Origin of the sequence: Shewanella sp. AS1 (assembly GCF_021412565.1) — a bacterium.
Classification (GTDB): Bacteria; Pseudomonadota; Gammaproteobacteria; order Enterobacterales; family Shewanellaceae; genus Shewanella.
Genome location: NZ_JAKCLJ010000010.1, coordinates 86,927 through 106,446, shown reverse-complemented (window position 1 = coordinate 106,446; position 19,520 = coordinate 86,927). Strand labels below are relative to the sequence as shown.

The following is a 19,520-nucleotide window of genomic DNA, read 5'->3' as shown; positions in this document are numbered from 1 at the left end:
TTGCTCCCCTAATGACTAACACTTTCTGCTGCGTTTCTATTACTTTTCGCACCATCGATGCGATAGTCAGTGCCCTGCAGCAAGCTGAACTTAATCGTTAACCACAGCAGACCCACATACTCATGAATTGATTTTTGCGATGCCAGTAGATTCAACGCATCGAGCTGCCACCAATAGCCGCCACGGGCAATAAAATCACTAGGCGCAGCTTGAGGCGTCATCTGCAGATGAGTAAATATTTTCATGGCGCGGGGCATGTGGGTTGCCGATGTTACCAAGCGAAATGGCTTATCACCAATCAAAACTTTCAAGTATTGTGCTTCTTCTATGGTGTCTTTCGCGTTCGGGAATTTCACTATATCCTGCTTATCGACACCCAAGGCGATCGCCGCCTCGGCCATCACCTCAGCCTGAGGACGCACGTCTGCTCCGCCCCAACCACTGACCACCAGCTTACAATCCTGACCCAAACTTAACTGACGTATCCCCTCGGTTAATCGCGCTAACGCCGTAGAAGAGAGCTGTAATGTGGCGAGTTCCGAGACCTTGGAATCATGGGCACTGCCCAGCACCATCACCACGCAGGGGGATGAGATGGGGCGATTATTCACAAGGTAGTTTTCCTCAAGGGAGCGAGTGAGTGCAAAACTGCCCCACTGACTCGTCAGCACCAGCAAGAGCAAAACAGCCGCGCCAATAAAAGATTTCGCCCAGCGAGACACACTCCAAGATAAGCCCCGTATCAACAAGAGCGCAATGAGCAGAAACAATAAGGTGAGAGGAATGGGCATTAAAAATTGCGAGATCAGTTTTTTTACCCAAAACATATCGAGGCAGATCCAGTAAAAGTGATAAAACCTGGCTGCAAGTTTACGTTACAAAACAAACTCAAAGCCAGCAGAGAACAAACAAAATTTATCGTCCATGGTCTTGCTTACCACTTACCAGAGCCAGGCGGCGCCGCGAACGCCAGAGGAGCCGCCATACATATTTTGCACCACAGGGGTCTGACACTCGCCGCCTAACACGTACTTTGGCAAAATCTCGGATAATTGAGGATAGATAGCGTCTATCTGCGACACACCGCCACCTAACACTATGATGTCAGGATCCAGCAGATTGATCACATGGGCCAATGAGCGAGCTAGACGATCAAGATAGCGATGAAAGGCCTGTTTAGCGAGGCGTTCTCCCTCCTCCATCCGGGTGATGATTTCACTGCCTGTAGCCGCTTCGCCCCCTGCCAGTTGGTAGTCCCGCACAAAGCCAGTGCCCGATATAAAGGTTTCGATACAATCCTTTTTGCCACAAAAGCAGTCGGTGGAGTTAAACTCATCAGGAGTCATCCAGGGCAGAGGATTATGTCCCCACTCACCACCAATGCCATTACCGCCACCGTGAACCTTGCCGTTAATCGCAATTCCGGCCCCGCAGCCCGTGCCCAGAATCACCCCAAACACCATCCCTTTGCCTGCCGCTGCGCCATCCACGGCTTCTGAAATTGCAAAACAGTTCGCATCGTTGGCCACCCGCACCTGACGACCGATAAGCTCGCTAAGATCCAAGTCCAACGGATGACCATTAATCCAAGTGGAATTAGCGTTCTTCACTAAACCTGAATAGGGAGAGAGTACGCCAGGGATCCCTACCCCAACTGTACCGGTTTGGCCTGTACTGGCCTCTGCATCTTTCACCAAAGACGCAATGGCGTTGAGTGTGCCTTGATACTCTCTGGGGGTCGCAATGCGCTTACGAAAAAGCTCTTTGCCATCCTCATCGAGTGCGATGATCTCTATCTTGGTTCCACCCAGATCGATACCCATTCTCAACATGCTCACTCCCTCGCGTCTTTATTCTTTATTTATCAAGCCAATGCCTTGCAGTGGCGACAAAATAGGGATTCAAAATATCCTCTTTTTGATTGTAATCCAATGTCTGCCCAGTTTCATGGTTAAGCACAATACCACCAGCACTTTCGAGTACGGCCTGAGCAGCCGCTGTGTCCCATTCACTGGTAAGGCCTAATCTTGGGTAGAGTTCGGCTCGCCCTTCTGCCAATAAACAAAACTTCAACGAGCTGCCAATACTGGTCATAGTATGTTCGCCAAGCTCGGTTAAATACCCCTGCAAGCCAGGACTCACATGGGAGCGACTGCCCACGACTCTGGGCGACTTAGGCGCTGTAATATTAAGCTGAGTCAGATCTGTAATTGTGTCACTCTCTTCCATCCAGGCGCCAATGCCTCTGGCTCCGTAGTAAGCTTTCTGTACCGCTGGCGCATACACAACACCGGCAAAGGCCTGACCATTCTCAATAAAAGCGATATTGACAGTAAACTCACCATTGCGCTTGATAAACTCTTTGGTGCCATCCAGCGGATCGATAAGCCAGTAATGCGTCCATGTTCTGCGTGCCTCCCAAGGAATATCCGCCGCCTCTTCCGACATCACAGGAATATCTGTCGTTAAGCGCTTCAAACCGGCGACAATTTTATGGTGAGCGACATGATCGGCAGCCGTCACAGGGCTGGAATCAGATTTTGTCTGCACTTGAGCCTGAGCCTGAAAATCTTCACTGTCGTAGATAGTCATAATGGCTTCACCCGCCTCTTTGGCGATCGCCAGCATCTGCGCTAACCATTCATCTTGAAATTTCTGACTCAAAAGATACCTCTGTACTGCAATGGAAAAATATTAGCTTCTAGAAAACCCCAAATCCCTAAGATGTAAGTTTAAACCTGGGTGATCAACTGTTTTGATCTCAGATAATCCACTACCTGCTGGGCTGATTGCTGTACATCCTGCGTGGCGGTTTTAACATGGATCTCAGGCGTTTTTGGTGACTCGTAAGCAGAATCGATACCGGTAAACTGTTTTATCTCCCCGGCTCTGGCTTTCTTATACAGGCCTTTAGGATCGCGCTGCTCGCATACCTCAAGTGGCGTGTCGATAAAGACCTCAATGAAGGGCTTGTCCTTTAAGAGATGACGCACCATCTGCCTATCGGCGGCAAATGGTGAGATAAAGGCGGTTGAGACTAACAGGCCGGCATCAACAAAGAGCTTAGCGACCTCCCCGATCCGGCGAATATTCTCCACTCTGTCACTGTCGCTAAAGCCCAAATCGCCATTTAAACCGTGGCGTACATTGTCACCATCGAGCACATAACTCTTGCAGCCTAAATCGTGCAGCATCTTATCAACCGCATTGGCCACTGTGGACTTTCCCGAGCCACTTAACCCGGTAAACCACAACACAGCGCCCTGGTGCCCATTGGCAGCGACTCGCTCCAGGTGGGACACACTGGCCTGATGCCAAACTACATCGCTAGATTTATCTTGGGTTTCAATCGTCTTATAAGGTGACATAGGCGTATTATTGTTACTCTTAATTAAAAAGCTTAAGTGATTAAAAAGGGAAAAAAACAGGTACGGCACAAATCACTATCGCACCATAAGTAATACTGAGCGGCAAACCGATTTTGACAAAGTCTTTGAGTCGATAACAGCCCGCGTTATACACCATCAAATTGGTCTGATAACCGTAAGGACTGATAAAACTGCCGCTGGCGGCAAAGGCGACTGTCATCACGAAGGGCATCACATCGACACCAAAACCCAGAGCGATACTGTAGGCAATGGGAAACATCAAAGCGGCAGCCGCATTATTGGTGATCACCTCAGTCATCAGCCAGGTGGCCACATACACAAGGATCAGCGCCAACATCAGATGCTCTTTATCGGCAACCCCCTCAACCAAACTGGCCACACTGGTTGCCACACCACTGTTGACCAGTGCATGGGATAATAAAATCGCCGAGGCCACAATCAGCCAGATCTCGACAGGAAAACGCCGGGTTATCTCATTCACATTCAGGCACTGACTAAAGATCAACACGCCCAGCAGGAGTAACAAGCCCTGCAGCATATTCACCAAGCCCGTTGCAGCAAGCAAAATCGTCAGCACAAAGCCGCCGATGGAGATCCACGCCTTCTTCCCTTTGATGTGGGTTTCAGGCTCAACGCCGCTAAGAATGATAAAGTTTTTGCTGATATTACGCCGCTTAAGAAAGTCCCGACCGACGGCCAGTACCAGAAAATCACCGGCTTTAATTTTAACCGCCCCCAGCTTACCGGAGATCTCCTCACCGTCGCGGCGAATGGCGACCACAGCGGCATCAAACAAGGCACGAAAGCCGACTCGTTTGAGGGTTTTATTGGCCAGAACGCTCTCCTGTTTCACCACCACTTCGGTGAGGTTAGAGTCGAGCAAACCATTACGCTCGGCGAACATCTCCAAGCCAGAAAACTGGCTAAGCTGCATCACCTTAGTTATATCACCACTGAAAATTAACTTATCGCCTTCATGTAAGACTTCAGTCGGTTTAACCGGGCTGATGAGGCGATCGTTGCGGATCACTTCCACCAAAAACAGTGATTCAAGGTGACGCAGTCCGTTTCCTTCAACAGAGCGGCCAATTAGCTCAGAGCCTTCTACCACATTGGCTTCGATAAAATAGCCCTGAGAACTCTTCTCCTGGTGAATAATATTGGGCAGAAAGCGCGAGACTAGGCTCAACACCAGGCCACAACCCAACAACAACAGGGCGCCAATGGCGGTAAATGAGAAAAAAGATAAGGAGCGACCCGACGCATCAATATACATACTGTTGACGATAAGATTGGTCGATGTGCCCACTAAGGTTAATGTGCCGCCCAAAATTGCCGCATAGGAGAGTGGCAACAACAGCTTGCTGGCAACATGATGGGGATTGTTACGAATTGGCGACAACAAGGTGGCAACCACAGCCGTGTTATTGAGTAAAGAAGAACTCAAAGCCGTCATGCCAAACAAACGCAGCCAGGTGCTGATGTAACTCTTTACTATCACTTTGGAGGCGATAATGCGCAGTAATCGTGTCTTTTCCAATGCAAAGGAGCAGAGGATCAGCAGTACTAAGGTGACCAACCCTGGGTTAGCCATGCTGGAAAGTAGCTGCTCAGAAGTGACGAGGTTCAGTGCCACAAGCAGCAGCAGTGTCACACCGAATACTCGAGCCGGGCGATTCTGATAACGCACCAATCCCACAATAGTGGCGACGAATATTGCGATGGTAAGATAGGCGTTTAATGTCATAGATACCTGATCTTCCTAATACTAGCTATAAGCTACGAGCTTCAAACAACAAAGGCAAGCCTTGTCATTTGAAGCTCAAAACGGGTGATTAACCGCGCTAACGGCTAGACCTTGGAAATATCCTTCACTCCCCAATGTGGGAAATGTTTACGTACTAAGGCATTCATCTCTATCTCAAACTCAGAGATCTGCCGCTGCTTACCTTTCGCAGCGATTGTCTTACGTATCATGCCTGCGCCCACAGTCACATTGGTCAGCCTATCAATAATGATAAACGACCCCGTTTGACGGTTAACATCATAGGCATCAAACTGCACAGCCTCTGTGACAGAGAAATGACAATTCCCCATCTCATTGAGTGCCAGTTGCTGCGCTTCATGTTTCGTCAGGTTATTGATATCCACCTTATAGTTAATCGCATCCACATAGCCAAATACCGATTTACTCCCGAGCTTCAAGGCATATTCCCTGTCGATACACAGAGGCTCTTCATTCATCCACACCACATCGGCTTCAAAATGGTTGCCCGAACTGGGTTTATTATGGGGACGCACTAGCATGTCACCACGGGACACATCGATTTCGTCTGTGAGGGTCAGCGTGACCGCCTCACCTGCAGAGGCTTTCTCTAACTCACCATCGAAGGTCACTATCGACTTGATGCGGCTCTCTTTGCCCGAAGGCAGTGCGGCAATTGTGTCCCCGACACGGATCTCGCCCGAGGCGATGGTGCCACAAAATCCTCTGAAATCCAGATTAGGACGGTTAACATACTGCACCTGAAAGCGGAACGACTCGCTCTTATCCTGCTTCACCGAAACCGTATTGAGCAGCTTGATCAAGGTAGAACCTGGATACCAGGTCATGTTCTCGCTCTCATTGACCACGTTATCGCCCCTGAGCGCCGAGATAGGCACAAAACGCACATCGGTAAAGGCCAGGTCTTGAGCAAATTCGCGGTATTCTTTCTTAATTCCCTGATACACACCTTGATCGTAATCCACCGCATCCATCTTGTTGATGGCGATGATCACATGCTTAATCCCAAGCTGAGAACAGATATAGCTGTGACGGCGAGTCTGCACCTGCACCCCATGACGTGCATCGATAAGAATGATGGCCAGATCTGAGGTCGATGCCCCGGTCGCCATGTTGCGTGTGTACTGTTCATGGCCTGGTGTATCGGCAATAATGAACTTGCGCTGCTCGGTGGCAAAATAGCGATAGGCCACGTCAATGGTGATCCCCTGCTCACGCTCAGATTGCAGCCCATCCACCAGCAAGGCTAAATCGAACGCCTGATCTGTGGTGTTAAAGCGTTTGGAGTCTTTCTCTATCGCCGCCATCTGATCTTCGAAAATCATCTTGCTGTCATAGAGCAGACGACCAATCAAAGTCGATTTACCGTCATCGACACTGCCGCAGGTTAAGATCCGCAGCATATCTTTGGTTTCGTGCAGTTTAAGGTAGGACTCAATGTCGGTTTGCAATAATGTCGTTTCAGTTGTCATGCTATTCTCGTCATTCGTTAAGCTGTTCAGTGAAAATGGGAATTCGGGTTTAGAAATACCCTTCCATCTTCTTCTTCTCCATTGAGCCTGCTGAATCGTTGTCGATCACCCGCCCCTGACGTTCAGATGTGGTACAGAGCAGCATCTCCTGAATGATCTCAGGTAAGGTGGTGGCCAATGATTCGACTGCACCGGTAAGCGGATAGCAGCCTAAGGTTCTGAAACGGACCATCTTGTCTTCCACCACTTCCCCGGGCTGGATCTCCATACGCTCATCATCCACCATAATAAGCGTGCCATTACGCTCCACCACAGGACGAGGCTTTGCAAAATAGAGCGAGGGGATCTCGATATTTTCCAAGTAGATATATTGCCAGATATCCAGTTCTGTCCAGTTCGACAAAGGAAAGACACGAATACTCTCGCCTTTATCCACCTTACCATTGTAGATGTTCCACAGCTCAGGACGCTGGTTCTTGGGATCCCAACGGTGCTTACTGTCCCTGAATGAATACACCCGCTCTTTGGCGCGGGACTTCTCCTCATCGCGTCTTGCGCCGCCAAAGGCCGCATCGAAACCATATTTATCCAGCGCCTGCTTCAACCCCTCGGTTTTCATGATATCTGTGTGTTTAGCACTGCCATGGGTAAAGGGCGAGATATTCATCTTCAGACCGCGGGGGTTCTTATGCACGAGCAGATCGAAGCCATACTTTTTCGCCATCTCGTCACGAAAGGCGATCATCTCCTTGAACTTCCAGTTAGTGTCTACGTGCAGCAAGGGAAAGGGGATCTTGCCGGGGTAAAACGCCTTGCGTGCCAGATGCAGCAGCACAGAGGAGTCTTTACCCACAGAGTAAAGCATCACCGGATTATCAAACTCTGCGGCCACTTCACGCATGATCTGAATCGATTCAGCTTCAAGTTGTTTCAAATGAGTTTGCTGTGTAGACATGTCGATTTCCGTATAATTCCAGTTAAATCAGCTGACTGTGCTGCTATTCCAATCCAGATCCAAGCCTCTTTTTGTAACATAAAAGAGGCTTGATGTTGAATAATGAAAAACAAACAGCGTCGGATAACTAAAGTGAGTTATTGAAATAATACCAATACAACGAGAGTTTTGAAGTTATAAATAACACTTTATCTATACCAAAAATGAATATGAAGTAATTAAAGAAAATGAGATTAGATAAAGCGAGATGAAACAAGACCTAGCCAGCTCAGTGATGCTTGCTGAAATGCAAAGCCTCAGCATAACAAAATGCAGAGCCGATATTGTCTTAGAGATAGGTGTTTACAAATCCAGTTCTCCCTGTAGTTGTAGGGATAGTGATAGTGATGAGGCCGTACCCGACTGTCGGTTCAAGTCTGAGTCGATGCAATTTATAGAGATGGCTGAATACCGACCCCTATCCTAACGCTTTTTCACGAATTCACTCAATGACAAGGCATCAGCATCTTTCGTTGAAAGCAAAGGCGCCGTTTGAAAAGGCCATGCGATATCCAGCCTTGTATCGTTCCACAATATGGAGACTTCTGACTGTGGATGATAATAATCGGTGCACTTATAAACAGACTCGGCTTCATCACTGGTGACATAAAAGCCATGGGCGAACCCGGGCGGGATCCACATCTGGCGCTTATTTTCAGCCGAGAGATACTCCCCTACCCATTGGCCAAAGGTGGGCGAATCTTTACGTAGATCCACCGCGACATCAAAAACCTCACCTGAGATCACCCGAACTAATTTTCCCTGGGTGTGCTCAAGTTGGTAATGCAAGCCACGCAGGGTACCCCGTTTCGACTTTGAGTGATTATCCTGAACAAAGGCAACGGGATGACCTGTCACCTTGGCCTCAAACTCCCTTTGATTCCAGCTTTCCATAAAGAAACCGCGCTCATCGCCAAATACTGTCGGCTCGATGACTTTGACATCGGCGATCGGGGTTGCAGACACTTTCATACAAAAACTCTCTTAGAGGTTTCCAGCAGATGATGATATTTTACGGGCGATAAGCAGCTCCAGTGCAGCTTGCCAGTCAGATGGCTTAATGCCAAAGTTGGCCTCAATTTTTTGGCAATCTAACCGCGTATTCGCAGGCCTCTTGGTCGGAGTGGGATAGTCATCACTTGAAATCGCCTTTAACCTTGGTGGTTGACTGATTAAGCCCTGCTCCTTGGCCTGCTCGAATATCGCCCTAGCAAAATCATACCAGCTGACATGGGGCAAACCCGAATAATGATATATACCCCAGGCTTGCTTCCCCTCAACGATTTGTTCAGCGATCTCGATTAATACACTGGCGATATCACCGGCATAGGTGGGACTGCCAAATTGATCGGAGACTACACTCACACTCTCTCGGGTCTTGGCTAAGCTCAACATGGTATTGACAAAGTTATTGCCCTGCTCTGCAAACACCCATGAAGTACGCAAGATAACATGCCTTGGACAAGCATTAATCACCGCCAGTTCTCCGGCCAATTTACTCCTGCCATAGACGTTTTGAGGTACAGGAAAATCCGCTTCGTGATAGCACTCGGCTTTGTTGCCATCAAACACATAATCGGTTGATATGTGTAAGATACAGGCGCCGACTTCAGAGGCCGCTTGGGCTAAGTACTTAGCTCCATCGCAGTTAACACTGTAGGCGGTCATTTCGTCAGATTCGGCTTTATCTACCGCAGTATACGCAGCGGCGTTGATGATCACATCAGGCAAGAAGGCTCTCACCACAACCATGACGGCCGCTTGCTGTGTAATATCCAACTCTTTGGCATCCAATGCCAGAAGCTGGGCTTTACCCTGCCATTGTCTTTTCAAATGCGCCACCAGAGCGCGACCAACTTGGCCACTACTGCCGGTAATTAGTACTTTCATCGCTGGATCCCTTGCCGAACAGCTTGCCACTAGGTTCGATTATTCAAATACCACTCAACGGTTTTACGCAGGCCAGTTTCAAAAGTTTCCAGCGGTTGCCAACCCAGTTCGCGACCTATCTTGCTGGCATCGATGGCGTAGCGGCGATCGTGTCCCTGACGGTCTGTCACAAATTCTATCAGCTCAGCATAAGAAGTGTCTTGCGGCACTAATTCATCGAGAATACGACAGATAGCTTGCACCACCTCAAGGTTACGTTTCTCGTTATGGCCGCCAATATTGTAGGTTTCTCCAACCTGCCCTTGGGTCAGCACTTTGTATAGCGCCCTGACATGATCGTCCACATAGAGCCAATCGCGGATCTGAGTGCCATTGCCATAAACGGGCAGTGTTTTCCCCGCCAAGGCGTTGAGGATCACCAATGGAATAAGCTTTTCAGGAAACTGATATGGGCCATAGTTATTGGAGCAATTAGTGACGAGAACCGGTAAACCATAAGTGCGCTGCCAGGCACGTACTAAGTGATCGCTGGATGCTTTAGAGGCCGAATATGGGCTGCTGGGTGCATAGGAAGAGCATTCTGTAAACTGCGGCAATGCTTGCAAGCCATCATCGGGATGGGGCAGATCGCCAAATACTTCGTCGGTAGAAATATGATGAAAGCGAAATGCACTTTTTGCGTCTTCCGATAACGCTTGCCAATATTCCCGCGCCGCCTCTAATAACTGGTAAGTACCGACGATATTGGTTTGAATAAAGTCAGCAGGTCCAGAAATTGAACGATCGACATGAGACTCAGCGGCGAGGTGCATCACGGCATCAGGCTGATATTGAGAGAAAATCCTATCGAGTTCGGCTCTGTCACAAATATCGACGCGTTCGAACCAGTATTTGGGGCTATGCTCAATTACAGCCAAAGCGGCCAAATTGCCTGCATAGGTCAGCTTATCGAGATTAACCACACTGTCTTGTGTGTGCTCAATGATATAACGGATCACAGCAGAGCCGATAAATCCCGCCCCGCCTGTTACTAGAATCTTCATGCCTTGTGTTTATGCCCGATAAGCGAGAAAAAATCAGTTAGCTAACTCTTTGCCTAAAATAAGGATTATCCACCATTTGCCCTTGTTCGTAACTCCTAACTCGTAGCCCGTAGCTCGACAGCTACTTACGATAAAAATCGCGGTACCAACTGATAAACTCAGCCACCCCTTCTTTTACCGACACTTGCGGCTTATAGCCGGTCGCGGCAAAGAGATCTTCCACATCGGCATAGGTCTGATACACATCCCCAGGCTGCATCTCTCTGAAGTTTTTCTTCGCCTCTATGCCTAACTCAGTTTCTATGGTTTTCACGAACTCCATCAAATTAATGGGCGAACCATGGCCTATGTTATACACGGCATATGGGGCTGAGCTGGAAGCGGGTGAACCCTGTTCCACTGTCCAAGATCTATCTCGCGTCGGGATAACATCGGCGATACGCACCACGCCTTCGACTATGTCATCCACATGGGTGAAATCACGCCACATGTCGCCATTGTTGTTGATGTCTATGGTGTCGCCATCGAGGATCTTTTTGGTGAAAATGAAAGGCGCCATATCAGGCCTGCCCCAGCTGCCATACACAGTAAAGAAACGCAGCCCAGTGGTGGGGATGTCATACAGATGAGAATAACTGTGCGCCATTAATTCGTTGGATTTCTTGGTGGCAGCGTACAAAGACACAGGATGATCCACACTGTCTGAGGTTGCAAAGGGGGTCTTGGCATTTAAGCCATAAACCGAGCTGGATGAAGCATACACCAGATGCTGAACCTTTGTGTGACGACAACCTTCTAGGATGTTTAAGTGGCCGACCAAGTTAGCGTCGGCATAGGCATGGGGATTCTCAATGGAGTAACGCACCCCGGCCTGGGCCGCAAGGTGGATCACCCTGTCAAACTGCTGATCATTAAACAACTGCTGCAACGCTTGTCTATCGGCGATATCCAGCTTAATCAGCTTGAAATGAGGATGGGTAATCCTGTCTAAACGGGCATGCTTTAACTTCACATCGTAATAGTCATTGATGTTATCGACACCAATCACCTCATGGCCTGCCGCGATTAGCTTTTCAACCACGGCACTGCCGATAAAACCCGCGGCGCCTGTTACTAGGTATTTCATTGCTTTCTCAACCATTTTCTTAGTGCTTATCGCACTTATTGTTAATCGACACACCTTGCATCAATTAACGCTAACACTAGAGTCTCTATAACAAGCTTAGCCTGTTATACGCTCAGCCCGTTATACACATGTCAGTTCTTTTTTTAGTCAGAACCAAACAGATCGCGGGTATAGACCTTATCGGCCACATCACGGATCTCATCCACCATACGGTTAGAGACAATCACATCGCAGCAGGCCTTAAACTCGTCTAAATCTTTGATCACTTTAGAATGGAAAAACTCCGCCTCCTCCAATACAGGCTCATACACCACCACCTCAATGCCTTTCGCCTTGAGACGTTTCATGATCCCTTGAATACTGGACGCGCGGAAATTGTCTGAGCCCGCCTTCATGATCAGGCGGTAAATACCCACAACTTTTGGCTGGCGTTTTAGAATCGAATCGGCAATAAAATCTTTACGGGTGCGGTTGGCATCGACAATGGCGCCAATAATGTTATTGGGCACATCCTGGTAATTGGCCAGCAGCTGCTTGGTATCTTTAGGTAAGCAATAGCCCCCATAACCAAAGGAGGGATTGTTGTAATGGTTACCAATACGAGGATCTAGCCCTACCCCTTCAATAATCTGGCGCGCATCCAAACCATGGGTTTCTGCATAGGAATCTAATTCATTGAAGTAGGCAACACGCAGCGCTAAATAGGTATTAGAAAACAACTTAACCGCTTCGGCCTCGGTCGAATCGGTAAAGAGCACGGGGATCTCTTGTTTTACTGCGCCCTCGACTAATAAATCGGCGAAGATCTTAGCCCGCTGCGAGCGCTCACCGACTATGATCCGAGACGGATACAAGTTGTCATACAGGGCTTTGCCCTCACGTAAAAACTCGGGCGAAAAGAGCAGATTATCGCAATTAAGCTCCTGCTTGATCCGCTCAGTGTAACCCACAGGCACGGTGGATTTAATCACCATCACAGCACCGGGATTAATCGCCATCACATCCTTAATCACAGCTTCCACTGAAGAGGTATTAAAGTAGTTGGTCTGCACGTCATAATCGGTGGGCGTGGCAATTACCACATAGTCAGCATCTTTATAGGCAACCTGCGTATCTAAAGTCGCGGTAAAATTAAGTGGCTTGTTCGCTAAAAAATCTTCAATCTCACTGTCCACAATGGGAGATCGCTTCTGGTTAAGCATCTCCACCTTCTCAGGAACGATATCAACGGCAACCACTTGATTATGCTGAGCAAGCAGCATGGCATTGGAGAGGCCCACATAACCTGTGCCCGCAATAGCAATTTTCATCTTCTATCCCATCATCAAAAGCTAAAATTGTCAGTACTTTATCATTTTAGTCCAAGCAATAGGAGATAAATTCTGGTAATCAATTAGCAATTCCAAGAAAAAACTCTAATGCGATACTTCTATCCACACAAAGACCACTTAATGACCCATTTATCGTATCGATAAACCATATTAATGGCTGAAACTGATTCATAAACTAGACAATATTTCAGTCTCAACCTATGGATATCTCCCTAATGAAAAGCATATTAACGAATGCTATTCCACATTTCTGTCATGTGGTTATCTATGGTTAAGATTAATTGAGAGGGTATACCTAAATTTTTTGCTTCTTGAGCAAAATTTCGGGTCTCGAGATAAATTTCCTCTAACATTTCGCGTAATGGTTTATCGCTTGAATAACCGGCCTGCCCCGCCAATATGCTTAATGCTTGTTTTGGGGTGCGTCCATTACCATGAAAAGACGTCATATGTTCTTTATATGGCGAAGGGCTATAAACAATGTCGTAAAATGGAGAGAGTTTCCACTGATCATCATCGTCGGCTAAAAAGGCAAAATTTTTAGAATGATCATCTTGGTTAACCATGATGAAATTGAACAAGGCTCGTTTCACCAATTTTCTCGCCTCTCCCACCCCACACAATATTCGAGTCGCCTTAACAAGATCGACATAATCTAGCGATGGCTCTCGAAATGAAGCATCCAACAAACCGCAAGCTGAAATCATGTGATACTTACCTTGAGAGGTACAATCAAATCGAGTTTGTTGTAACCACCATCTTCCCGCGCCGACTTCAATCAATTCAAATTTGGGGGTATTAATGCCTAAATTACTCGCCATTTGCATATAGACATATTCAACCAAACTTTCTGAATGTTTTAAGTCGAATTTTTCAGAAGTCAATTTCACAATCAGTTTTTCACCAATGGCATCAGGGAGCGTCGAATATCGACCATCATTGAGTTTAGTCACACTCAATTTCGGACGTGCACCACCAGAGCCCCCAGCATTCATCAGATGCTCAATGAATCTCGATTCTGTTCCTTCAAACTCGTTGACCGCCTCTTGCCCTAACGTAATGAGTTCAACATCGCTTACTCTTGATTCAAGCAAGCTCATTGCCGGTTCATAAGATAAAGCGCCAAGGCAGTGATCGCCAATATAAGCTAAACGCTCTAACGCTGTGATCTGCTGTGGATTATAACCATTTTGTCTAAATACCCTGTCCATCAGATACAGCCCCCATCCATCGGGAAGACTGTCGCCAAATACCCCATGAACACCATAATGAGGCTCTTTCGGCGCTTTTTGCAAAGAGAGATCAGCACTGATATTGAAAGGAGAAATTGAAGCAGCATGTTGAGCTAAATAGTTTTCATCGAACTGAAAATAGGTACCTGTTCTATTTTCTGCCAGAGTGCCAACAAGCACTTTAGAACCATCTGAAAATGTTCGATTAACACCTAATGCCGTCTCAAGCATTTTTTAATACCTCTTCGATGCTACTAGGCTGCTCACTCTCTACTTTTGTCAGAGTACGGATCTTCTTTAACTCTCCGACTGCTTCATAAAGCATTAAAAACTGTCTAAGTGAAATATTACCCGTGGTTTCGAACTTCCTAATAGTGCCATAAGGTACACCTGAGCGAGTCGATAACTCTTCAACCGACCATTTTTTTTGCTTTCTAGATTGGCTGATGAAATCGCGCAATTCTATTTGAACATCAAAAGCCGTGTATAAATCAAGCATAAATAATTGCTACCATAGTGACAAATATGTATTCACAAACGAAATAATTGACACAATAATAGCAAATCAAATCATTTATCGCTATTTTAACTCAAAATTCGATGCTCTCTGACGTTTCTCTGCAAGACAACTGATCAACCAACCATTTATCAGCCATGCCCTCAGAATGAATAAAAACAACAATCAACCATTAATCGGTAACATAAGCTCGAAGAATAAATACCGACTTAAGCACTATGAATCGCTACGACAAGACCAACAAAGTAAAAGCTATGCCTTTGTATCTGTGGCTCAACCTTATAAGCTTACGAGGGAGAGTAAGTACTGACCATAGCTGTTATTGAGCATAGGCTGGGCAAGTCGAATAATATCCTCATCGGTTAACCAGCCATTACGCCAAGCTATCTCTTCAAGACAAGCGACCTTTAGTCCTTGCACCGTTTCTATGGTCTGCACAAAAGAGGAAGCCTGCTGCAGACTGTCAAAGGTGCCAGTGTCGAGCCAGGCAAAACCACATCCCAAAAGCTCGACTTTTAATTCGCCGAGCTGAAGATAAGCTTGGTTGATTTCGGTGATTTCCAACTCGCCACGCGAAGATGGGATTAATCCTTTGGCGATATTGATGACTTGATTGTCATAAAAATAGAGTCCGGTTACCGCCCAGTTAGATTTGGGAACTTTCGGTTTTTCATCGATGGACAATGCGTTGAAGTCAGCATCAAACTCCACCACACCATATCGCTCAGCATGATCGACCTGATAGGCAAAGATAGTAGCTCCCACTGAATTCACATTACTGAGATCAGCGACAGTCTGTTTAAGTGTGGGACTGAAGCCTTGACCGTAAAACACATTATCTCCCAGCACCAAACACACGCTGTCATCACCGATAAAGTCTTCTGCAATGATAAACGCTTGTGCGATCCCCTCGGGCTTTAGCTGCACCTGATAAGAGAGCGAAATACCAAAGTCACTGCCATCACCCAATAAGCGCTGGAATAACATCTGCTCATCGGGGGTAGTGATGAGCATAATATCGCGGATCCCCGCCAGCATAAGCACAGATAACGGATAATAGATCATCGGTTTGTCATACACAGGCAGCAGCTGTTTAGACACACCACGGGTGATGGGATATAACCGCGTGCCAGTACCGCCCGCTAGAACAATGCCTTTCATCTTATCCTTCTTGACACCTTACCCTTCTTGATTAAATGCATTCAGCCAACGCTGGTAAGGATCAGAAAACTTAACCTTTTGGGGACTAAATGCATCGCATTTATAAGGCCAATATTTCTTAACATGATTTTTCAGCCAGTAAACCGTGTCATCATGCTCTTTATGATTCTCGTCATCCAATATTTCAACTAAGTTCTGAAAGCCAGGCAGACCACCACAATCTTCGGGAGGACAAGCCATTTCACCAGCGATACATTGAGGATAGTCTGAATCCAAAGAAGTCAAAAACATACCGACTAAGATGATTTCATGATGCCAGTCATCACCGAAATCGTATACGTAATCTATGGTGTTTCCCAAAGCGGTAAAGTATTTTTTAATGGTAAACTCCCAACCGGCAATAATGCTTTCATCATGCTCTGACTCAGGAAGTCCAATTCTCATTCCCTTTGTTGGACCTGACTTACGTGGAGAGAATTCATGTAAATGATAGTCAAGCCACCCCATCGCATCTTGTATCGCAATATGCAGCTCCCAAAAATTGTAATGATCAGGAACGTCAATTTCCCGCCAAATTTCCGGCTCACTGCCCATCAATGAAACTCTAAACCGAAAAATCTTTTGATACATAGTTATCACTGCTCCTGCATTACAAATTCAACTTAATTATTCGAAAAGGGCAAAAAATCGTTTGTGTCACTGTGATTTTGCAAAAAGTTCGCAAGCATCCAGGTGTTGATCACGCGTGATACTCTTCCATTGTTTCCACTAAGTTATCCAATGAAAATCCACGATATTCAATGTCATAACCTTTTAGATTTAACTTTTTCAAAAGGCTGTGAGATTTCTCTATTAATTTGGCCTCACTGTAACGTTTTTGCTGCCTCTTTACTTCGGCAATGAGTATTTTCTTATCTAAATCATTAATAGCCACTATATCGATCTCATTGTGACCTTTTGCATCCCAGTATCCACCAATCTTTCCAAATTGCTTTGATTCAACCAATATTGCGACAAACAGGCTCTCTAATTCCAGACCAGAGTAGACGGTGAAATCTCGTTCAATATATCTTCGAATGTACTCGTAGTTCTCCATCTCAACAGCACTTTTGTTGGCATGGATGAATCGAAACCAGAAGTTTAAAAACGGATCAGAAATGGAGTAACGAATATCTCGTGAGTTCTCTTTAGAGCTAATCGGGCGCTTTTTGGTAATCACATCAAAAACGTCATCAAGCTTTTCCAGATGAACACCGACACTCACACCTAAGAAGTTTTCAATTCGAGCACGGCTTGTATTGCCTTTTGATATCGCACCAAGAATATCGAAGTAAATTCGATGTTCTGAGCCAAAATCTTCAACGAGTCGATGAGTTCCTTCTTTTATTAGCGGTGAAAATTCGGAGATCACCGCCTCAAATAGGTTGTCGTTCTCAGCAGAGAATCGGGTTAACCACTCAAGGTATTTTGGTATCCCGCCAGATAGACACCACCATCGAAGCATGTTTTCAGCATCAAATTGATCGTGATCTTTGATGACCTCAGCAAGATAAGAGGGCTGCAAAGGTTGAATATTAAAGAATCTATCATCACGATTGAATAGAGGTTCATCTTTACCTTTGAAAATCTTCGTCATCATGCTGTAGAGGGAACCACAGCACACTAGGTGCATCATCGAGTCTCTCTTGTTTGCATCCCATAAATTTTGAATATCGGAGAATAGAGCAGGGTTGACGATGTCGATATCTTGAAACTCGTCAATGATGATTGTCAGAGGTTTTTGCTTTGTATAATCCAACAAGAACTCAATAATATCTCGCAATGATTGGGGCTGGAAAAACTTAACACCGAGCTCACTATTGATGATTTCTACAAATTCAGCCACTAAGGAGCTTTCACTCTTTCGACTTATGAAAAGGTAAAGGAATTGGGTATTTTCTTGGCGAAAAGCTTCATTTAAAAGACGGGTTTTACCTACACGCCTTCTCCCAACCATGACGCTAAGTTGCCCCTTTGTTTCTACTATCTGCTCGGAAACAGTTTGTAGCGCTTTTAATTCCTTCTGACGGTTATAAAATTTTTTCATTGCTTGCTACTTTTGCTTTCACGTATCTGCAATAGAATAGAGCATGAAGCATTTAGTGTAAATATAATTACTGTAAATAAAGTTACAGTAATTATATTTACACTAACTTAAGAAACATGAAACGGTCTTCAGCTATTAAGGATTGTTGATTTTATTAGCTGTCACTTGGAATGTTGATTCCGCTAGCTTTGAATCCGATGTCCTACTGCTTGATCACCGACTCACTCGGCAAATCTAGAACCACATCCTTACTAAACAAACAGACCTAATGCTGAACATGAGCAAGAGACAGGTCCACATATTGTTACCTCATTAGTAACAATATGTGGACCTTTTAAGTGTGGGCAATCGTCGCTCGGGTTCAGATACCCGCCTACTGAGAGTTCTTAAGGACCACTAAACGAAAAATGCCCACTTCAGCAGGCTAAAGTGAGCATTTCATCATAGTAGTAAAAATTATTGTGCTAGCAGAGTTTGTAGCTGCTGGCGAAAATCTTGCCCTAGCTTTTCGTTACGCAAACCATATTCGACAAACGCAGTCATATAACCCAACTTATCGCCACAGTCGTGTGACTTACCTGTCATGTTAAATGCTTCGACGGTATCAGACTCAATGAGCATATCGATGGCATCGGTCAGCTGAATTTCATTCCCTGCCCCTGCGGGCGTTTTAGCCAGTAAGTCCCAAATTTTTTCAGACAAAACATAACGTCCGACAACCGCAAGATTCGATGGCGCCTTATCAACAGCCGGTTTTTCAACCATGGCCTTAATCAAGGATGACTCACCAGGGGCGATATTAACACCGCCACAATCGGCGATACCGTATTTATTCACCTCATCATGCGGCACGGGTGCAACCATGATCTGACTCGCTTTGGTTGCCTTATAACGCTTTATCATGGCCGCAAGGTTTTCGGTCTGCTGATTAGCACTGTATTCATCCAAAATCACATCTGGCAGCACCACAGCAAACGGATTATTGCCTATACAGGGCTTGGCACATAAAACTGCATGCCCAAGTCCCTTCGCCTCGCCCTGGCGCACATGCATTATGGTCACGTCTTTTGGGCATATTGATTGCACCTCTTCAAGCAACTGACGTTTCACCCGCTTCTCAAGGGTCGATTCCAGCTCATAGGAGGTATCGAAATGGTTTTCGATGGCATTTTTACTGGCATGCGTCACCAGCACAATTTCTTTAACGCCAGCAGCCACGCATTCATTGACTATGTACTGAATAAGCGGCTTATCAACCAGCGGTAACATCTCTTTAGGTATCGCCTTAGTTGCAGGCAGCATGCGAGTACCTAGGCCCGCGACAGGAATAACAACTTTCATAAAAGATCCAAATAATTCATTTATTGCTAAAAGCAATAAATCTAATTTAAGCCAGACAAGTTAAAGTTATAACGCCAGTTCAAAAAATGAAATTCATTTTGAGAAAAACCATCTAAAAATCAGATGGTTTTCTAATTTAAATAAAAGCATAT

The 19,520-nt window shown here is 46.0% G+C and carries 18 protein-coding genes; all 18 read right to left on the bottom strand.

Features of this window, described 5'->3' with window-relative positions:
• Positions 1 to 8: 8 nt before the first annotated feature.
• The 18 genes from LZP69_RS13010 to galU all read right to left on the bottom strand — a co-directional run bounded on the left by LZP69_RS13010 (position 9) and on the right by galU (position 19,368).
• The gene (locus LZP69_RS13010; protein WP_234201122.1) at positions 9 to 791 is read right to left on the bottom strand and encodes a YdcF family protein; all 783 of its coding nucleotides are present in this window, start codon (positions 789 to 791) and stop codon (positions 9 to 11) included.
• Positions 792 to 941: 150 nt separating this feature from the next.
• Positions 942 to 1,832, bottom strand: coding sequence for a fructokinase (gene mak, locus LZP69_RS13005; protein ID WP_234201120.1), 891 nt, complete (start codon positions 1,830 to 1,832; stop codon positions 942 to 944).
• 25 nt (positions 1,833 to 1,857) lie between these two features.
• Positions 1,858 to 2,664 (bottom strand): 3'(2'),5'-bisphosphate nucleotidase CysQ, encoded by an 807-nt coding sequence (gene cysQ, locus LZP69_RS13000; RefSeq protein WP_267962100.1) that lies wholly within the window; start codon positions 2,662 to 2,664, stop codon positions 1,858 to 1,860.
• A 68-nt stretch (positions 2,665 to 2,732) separates the two neighbouring features.
• A complete protein-coding gene (cysC, locus tag LZP69_RS12995; protein WP_234201119.1) occupies positions 2,733 to 3,368 on the bottom strand; it encodes an adenylyl-sulfate kinase in 636 nt (211 codons plus the stop codon).
• Positions 3,369 to 3,408: 40 nt separating this feature from the next.
• Positions 3,409 to 5,136 (bottom strand): SLC13 family permease, encoded by a 1,728-nt coding sequence (locus tag LZP69_RS12990; RefSeq protein ID WP_234201118.1) that lies wholly within the window; start codon positions 5,134 to 5,136, stop codon positions 3,409 to 3,411.
• 104 nt (positions 5,137 to 5,240) lie between these two features.
• Positions 5,241 to 6,647, bottom strand: a complete 1,407-nt coding sequence (gene cysN / locus LZP69_RS12985) for a sulfate adenylyltransferase subunit CysN (protein ID WP_234201117.1) — start codon at positions 6,645 to 6,647, stop codon at positions 5,241 to 5,243.
• Between the two features lie 49 nt (positions 6,648 to 6,696).
• Positions 6,697 to 7,602: a sulfate adenylyltransferase subunit CysD gene (cysD, locus tag LZP69_RS12980; RefSeq protein WP_234201116.1), complete on the bottom strand. Its 906-nt coding sequence runs from the start codon at positions 7,600 to 7,602 to the stop codon at positions 6,697 to 6,699.
• Positions 7,603 to 8,064: 462 nt separating this feature from the next.
• Positions 8,065 to 8,613: a dTDP-4-dehydrorhamnose 3,5-epimerase gene (gene rfbC / locus LZP69_RS12975; protein WP_234201115.1), complete on the bottom strand. Its 549-nt coding sequence runs from the start codon at positions 8,611 to 8,613 to the stop codon at positions 8,065 to 8,067.
• A 12-nt stretch (positions 8,614 to 8,625) separates the two neighbouring features.
• Entirely contained in the window at positions 8,626 to 9,531 is a 906-nt protein-coding gene (rfbD, locus tag LZP69_RS12970) for a dTDP-4-dehydrorhamnose reductase (RefSeq protein WP_234201114.1), read from the bottom strand.
• A gap of 29 nt (positions 9,532 to 9,560) precedes the next feature.
• On the bottom strand, positions 9,561 to 10,574 hold the full coding sequence (gene rfbB, locus LZP69_RS12965; protein WP_234201112.1) for a dTDP-glucose 4,6-dehydratase: 1,014 nt from the start codon (positions 10,572 to 10,574) through the stop codon (positions 9,561 to 9,563).
• Positions 10,575 to 10,695: 121 nt separating this feature from the next.
• Positions 10,696 to 11,700 carry an NAD-dependent epimerase gene (locus LZP69_RS12960; protein WP_234201110.1) on the bottom strand — a complete coding sequence of 335 codons (1,005 nt, stop codon included), beginning with the start codon at positions 11,698 to 11,700 and terminating at the stop codon, positions 10,696 to 10,698.
• A 143-nt stretch (positions 11,701 to 11,843) separates the two neighbouring features.
• Positions 11,844 to 13,010, bottom strand: a complete 1,167-nt coding sequence (locus LZP69_RS12955; RefSeq protein WP_234201108.1) for a nucleotide sugar dehydrogenase — start codon at positions 13,008 to 13,010, stop codon at positions 11,844 to 11,846.
• Between the two features lie 248 nt (positions 13,011 to 13,258).
• A complete protein-coding gene (locus LZP69_RS12950; protein ID WP_234201106.1) occupies positions 13,259 to 14,494 on the bottom strand; it encodes a type II toxin-antitoxin system HipA family toxin in 1,236 nt (411 codons plus the stop codon).
• Complete coding sequence (locus LZP69_RS12945) at positions 14,487 to 14,762, bottom strand: helix-turn-helix domain-containing protein (RefSeq protein WP_234201104.1); 276 nt, start codon at positions 14,760 to 14,762, stop codon at positions 14,487 to 14,489. The genes LZP69_RS12950 and LZP69_RS12945 overlap by 8 nt, the downstream gene beginning before the upstream one ends.
• 297 nt (positions 14,763 to 15,059) lie before the next feature.
• The gene (gene rfbA / locus LZP69_RS12940; protein WP_234201103.1) at positions 15,060 to 15,941 is read right to left on the bottom strand and encodes a glucose-1-phosphate thymidylyltransferase RfbA; all 882 of its coding nucleotides are present in this window, start codon (positions 15,939 to 15,941) and stop codon (positions 15,060 to 15,062) included.
• Between the two features lie 18 nt (positions 15,942 to 15,959).
• Positions 15,960 to 16,571, bottom strand: a complete 612-nt coding sequence (locus LZP69_RS12935) for a plasmid pRiA4b ORF-3 family protein (protein ID WP_234201101.1) — start codon at positions 16,569 to 16,571, stop codon at positions 15,960 to 15,962.
• 109 nt (positions 16,572 to 16,680) lie between these two features.
• On the bottom strand, positions 16,681 to 18,027 hold the full coding sequence (locus LZP69_RS12930) for an ATP-binding protein (protein WP_234201099.1): 1,347 nt from the start codon (positions 18,025 to 18,027) through the stop codon (positions 16,681 to 16,683).
• 456 nt (positions 18,028 to 18,483) lie between these two features.
• Positions 18,484 to 19,368 (bottom strand): UTP--glucose-1-phosphate uridylyltransferase GalU, encoded by an 885-nt coding sequence (gene galU, locus LZP69_RS12925; protein ID WP_234201097.1) that lies wholly within the window; start codon positions 19,366 to 19,368, stop codon positions 18,484 to 18,486.
• Positions 19,369 to 19,520 lie beyond the last annotated feature (152 nt).

Coding starts and splice junctions, on each gene's coding strand:
- LZP69_RS13010 (WP_234201122.1), bottom strand. CDS start 791: ATGCCCATTCCTCTCACCTTATTGTTTCTGCTCATTGCGCTCTTGTTG.
- mak (WP_234201120.1), bottom strand. CDS start 1,832: ATGTTGAGAATGGGTATCGATCTGGGTGGAACCAAGATAGAGATCATC.
- cysC (WP_234201119.1), bottom strand. CDS start 3,368: ATGTCACCTTATAAGACGATTGAAACCCAAGATAAATCTAGCGATGTA.
- LZP69_RS12990 (WP_234201118.1), bottom strand. CDS start 5,136: ATGACATTAAACGCCTATCTTACCATCGCAATATTCGTCGCCACTATT.
- cysN (WP_234201117.1), bottom strand. CDS start 6,647: ATGACAACTGAAACGACATTATTGCAAACCGACATTGAGTCCTACCTT.
- cysD (WP_234201116.1), bottom strand. CDS start 7,602: ATGTCTACACAGCAAACTCATTTGAAACAACTTGAAGCTGAATCGATT.
- rfbC (WP_234201115.1), bottom strand. CDS start 8,613: ATGAAAGTGTCTGCAACCCCGATCGCCGATGTCAAAGTCATCGAGCCG.
- rfbD (WP_234201114.1), bottom strand. CDS start 9,531: ATGAAAGTACTAATTACCGGCAGTAGTGGCCAAGTTGGTCGCGCTCTG.
- rfbB (WP_234201112.1), bottom strand. CDS start 10,574: ATGAAGATTCTAGTAACAGGCGGGGCGGGATTTATCGGCTCTGCTGTG.
- LZP69_RS12960 (WP_234201110.1), bottom strand. CDS start 11,700: ATGAAATACCTAGTAACAGGCGCCGCGGGTTTTATCGGCAGTGCCGTG.
- LZP69_RS12955 (WP_234201108.1), bottom strand. CDS start 13,010: ATGAAAATTGCTATTGCGGGCACAGGTTATGTGGGCCTCTCCAATGCC.
- LZP69_RS12950 (WP_234201106.1), bottom strand. CDS start 14,494: ATGCTTGAGACGGCATTAGGTGTTAATCGAACATTTTCAGATGGTTCT.
- LZP69_RS12945 (WP_234201104.1), bottom strand. CDS start 14,762: ATGCTTGATTTATACACGGCTTTTGATGTTCAAATAGAATTGCGCGAT.
- rfbA (WP_234201103.1), bottom strand. CDS start 15,941: ATGAAAGGCATTGTTCTAGCGGGCGGTACTGGCACGCGGTTATATCCC.
- LZP69_RS12935 (WP_234201101.1), bottom strand. CDS start 16,571: ATGTATCAAAAGATTTTTCGGTTTAGAGTTTCATTGATGGGCAGTGAG.
- LZP69_RS12930 (WP_234201099.1), bottom strand. CDS start 18,027: ATGAAAAAATTTTATAACCGTCAGAAGGAATTAAAAGCGCTACAAACT.
- galU (WP_234201097.1), bottom strand. CDS start 19,368: ATGAAAGTTGTTATTCCTGTCGCGGGCCTAGGTACTCGCATGCTGCCT.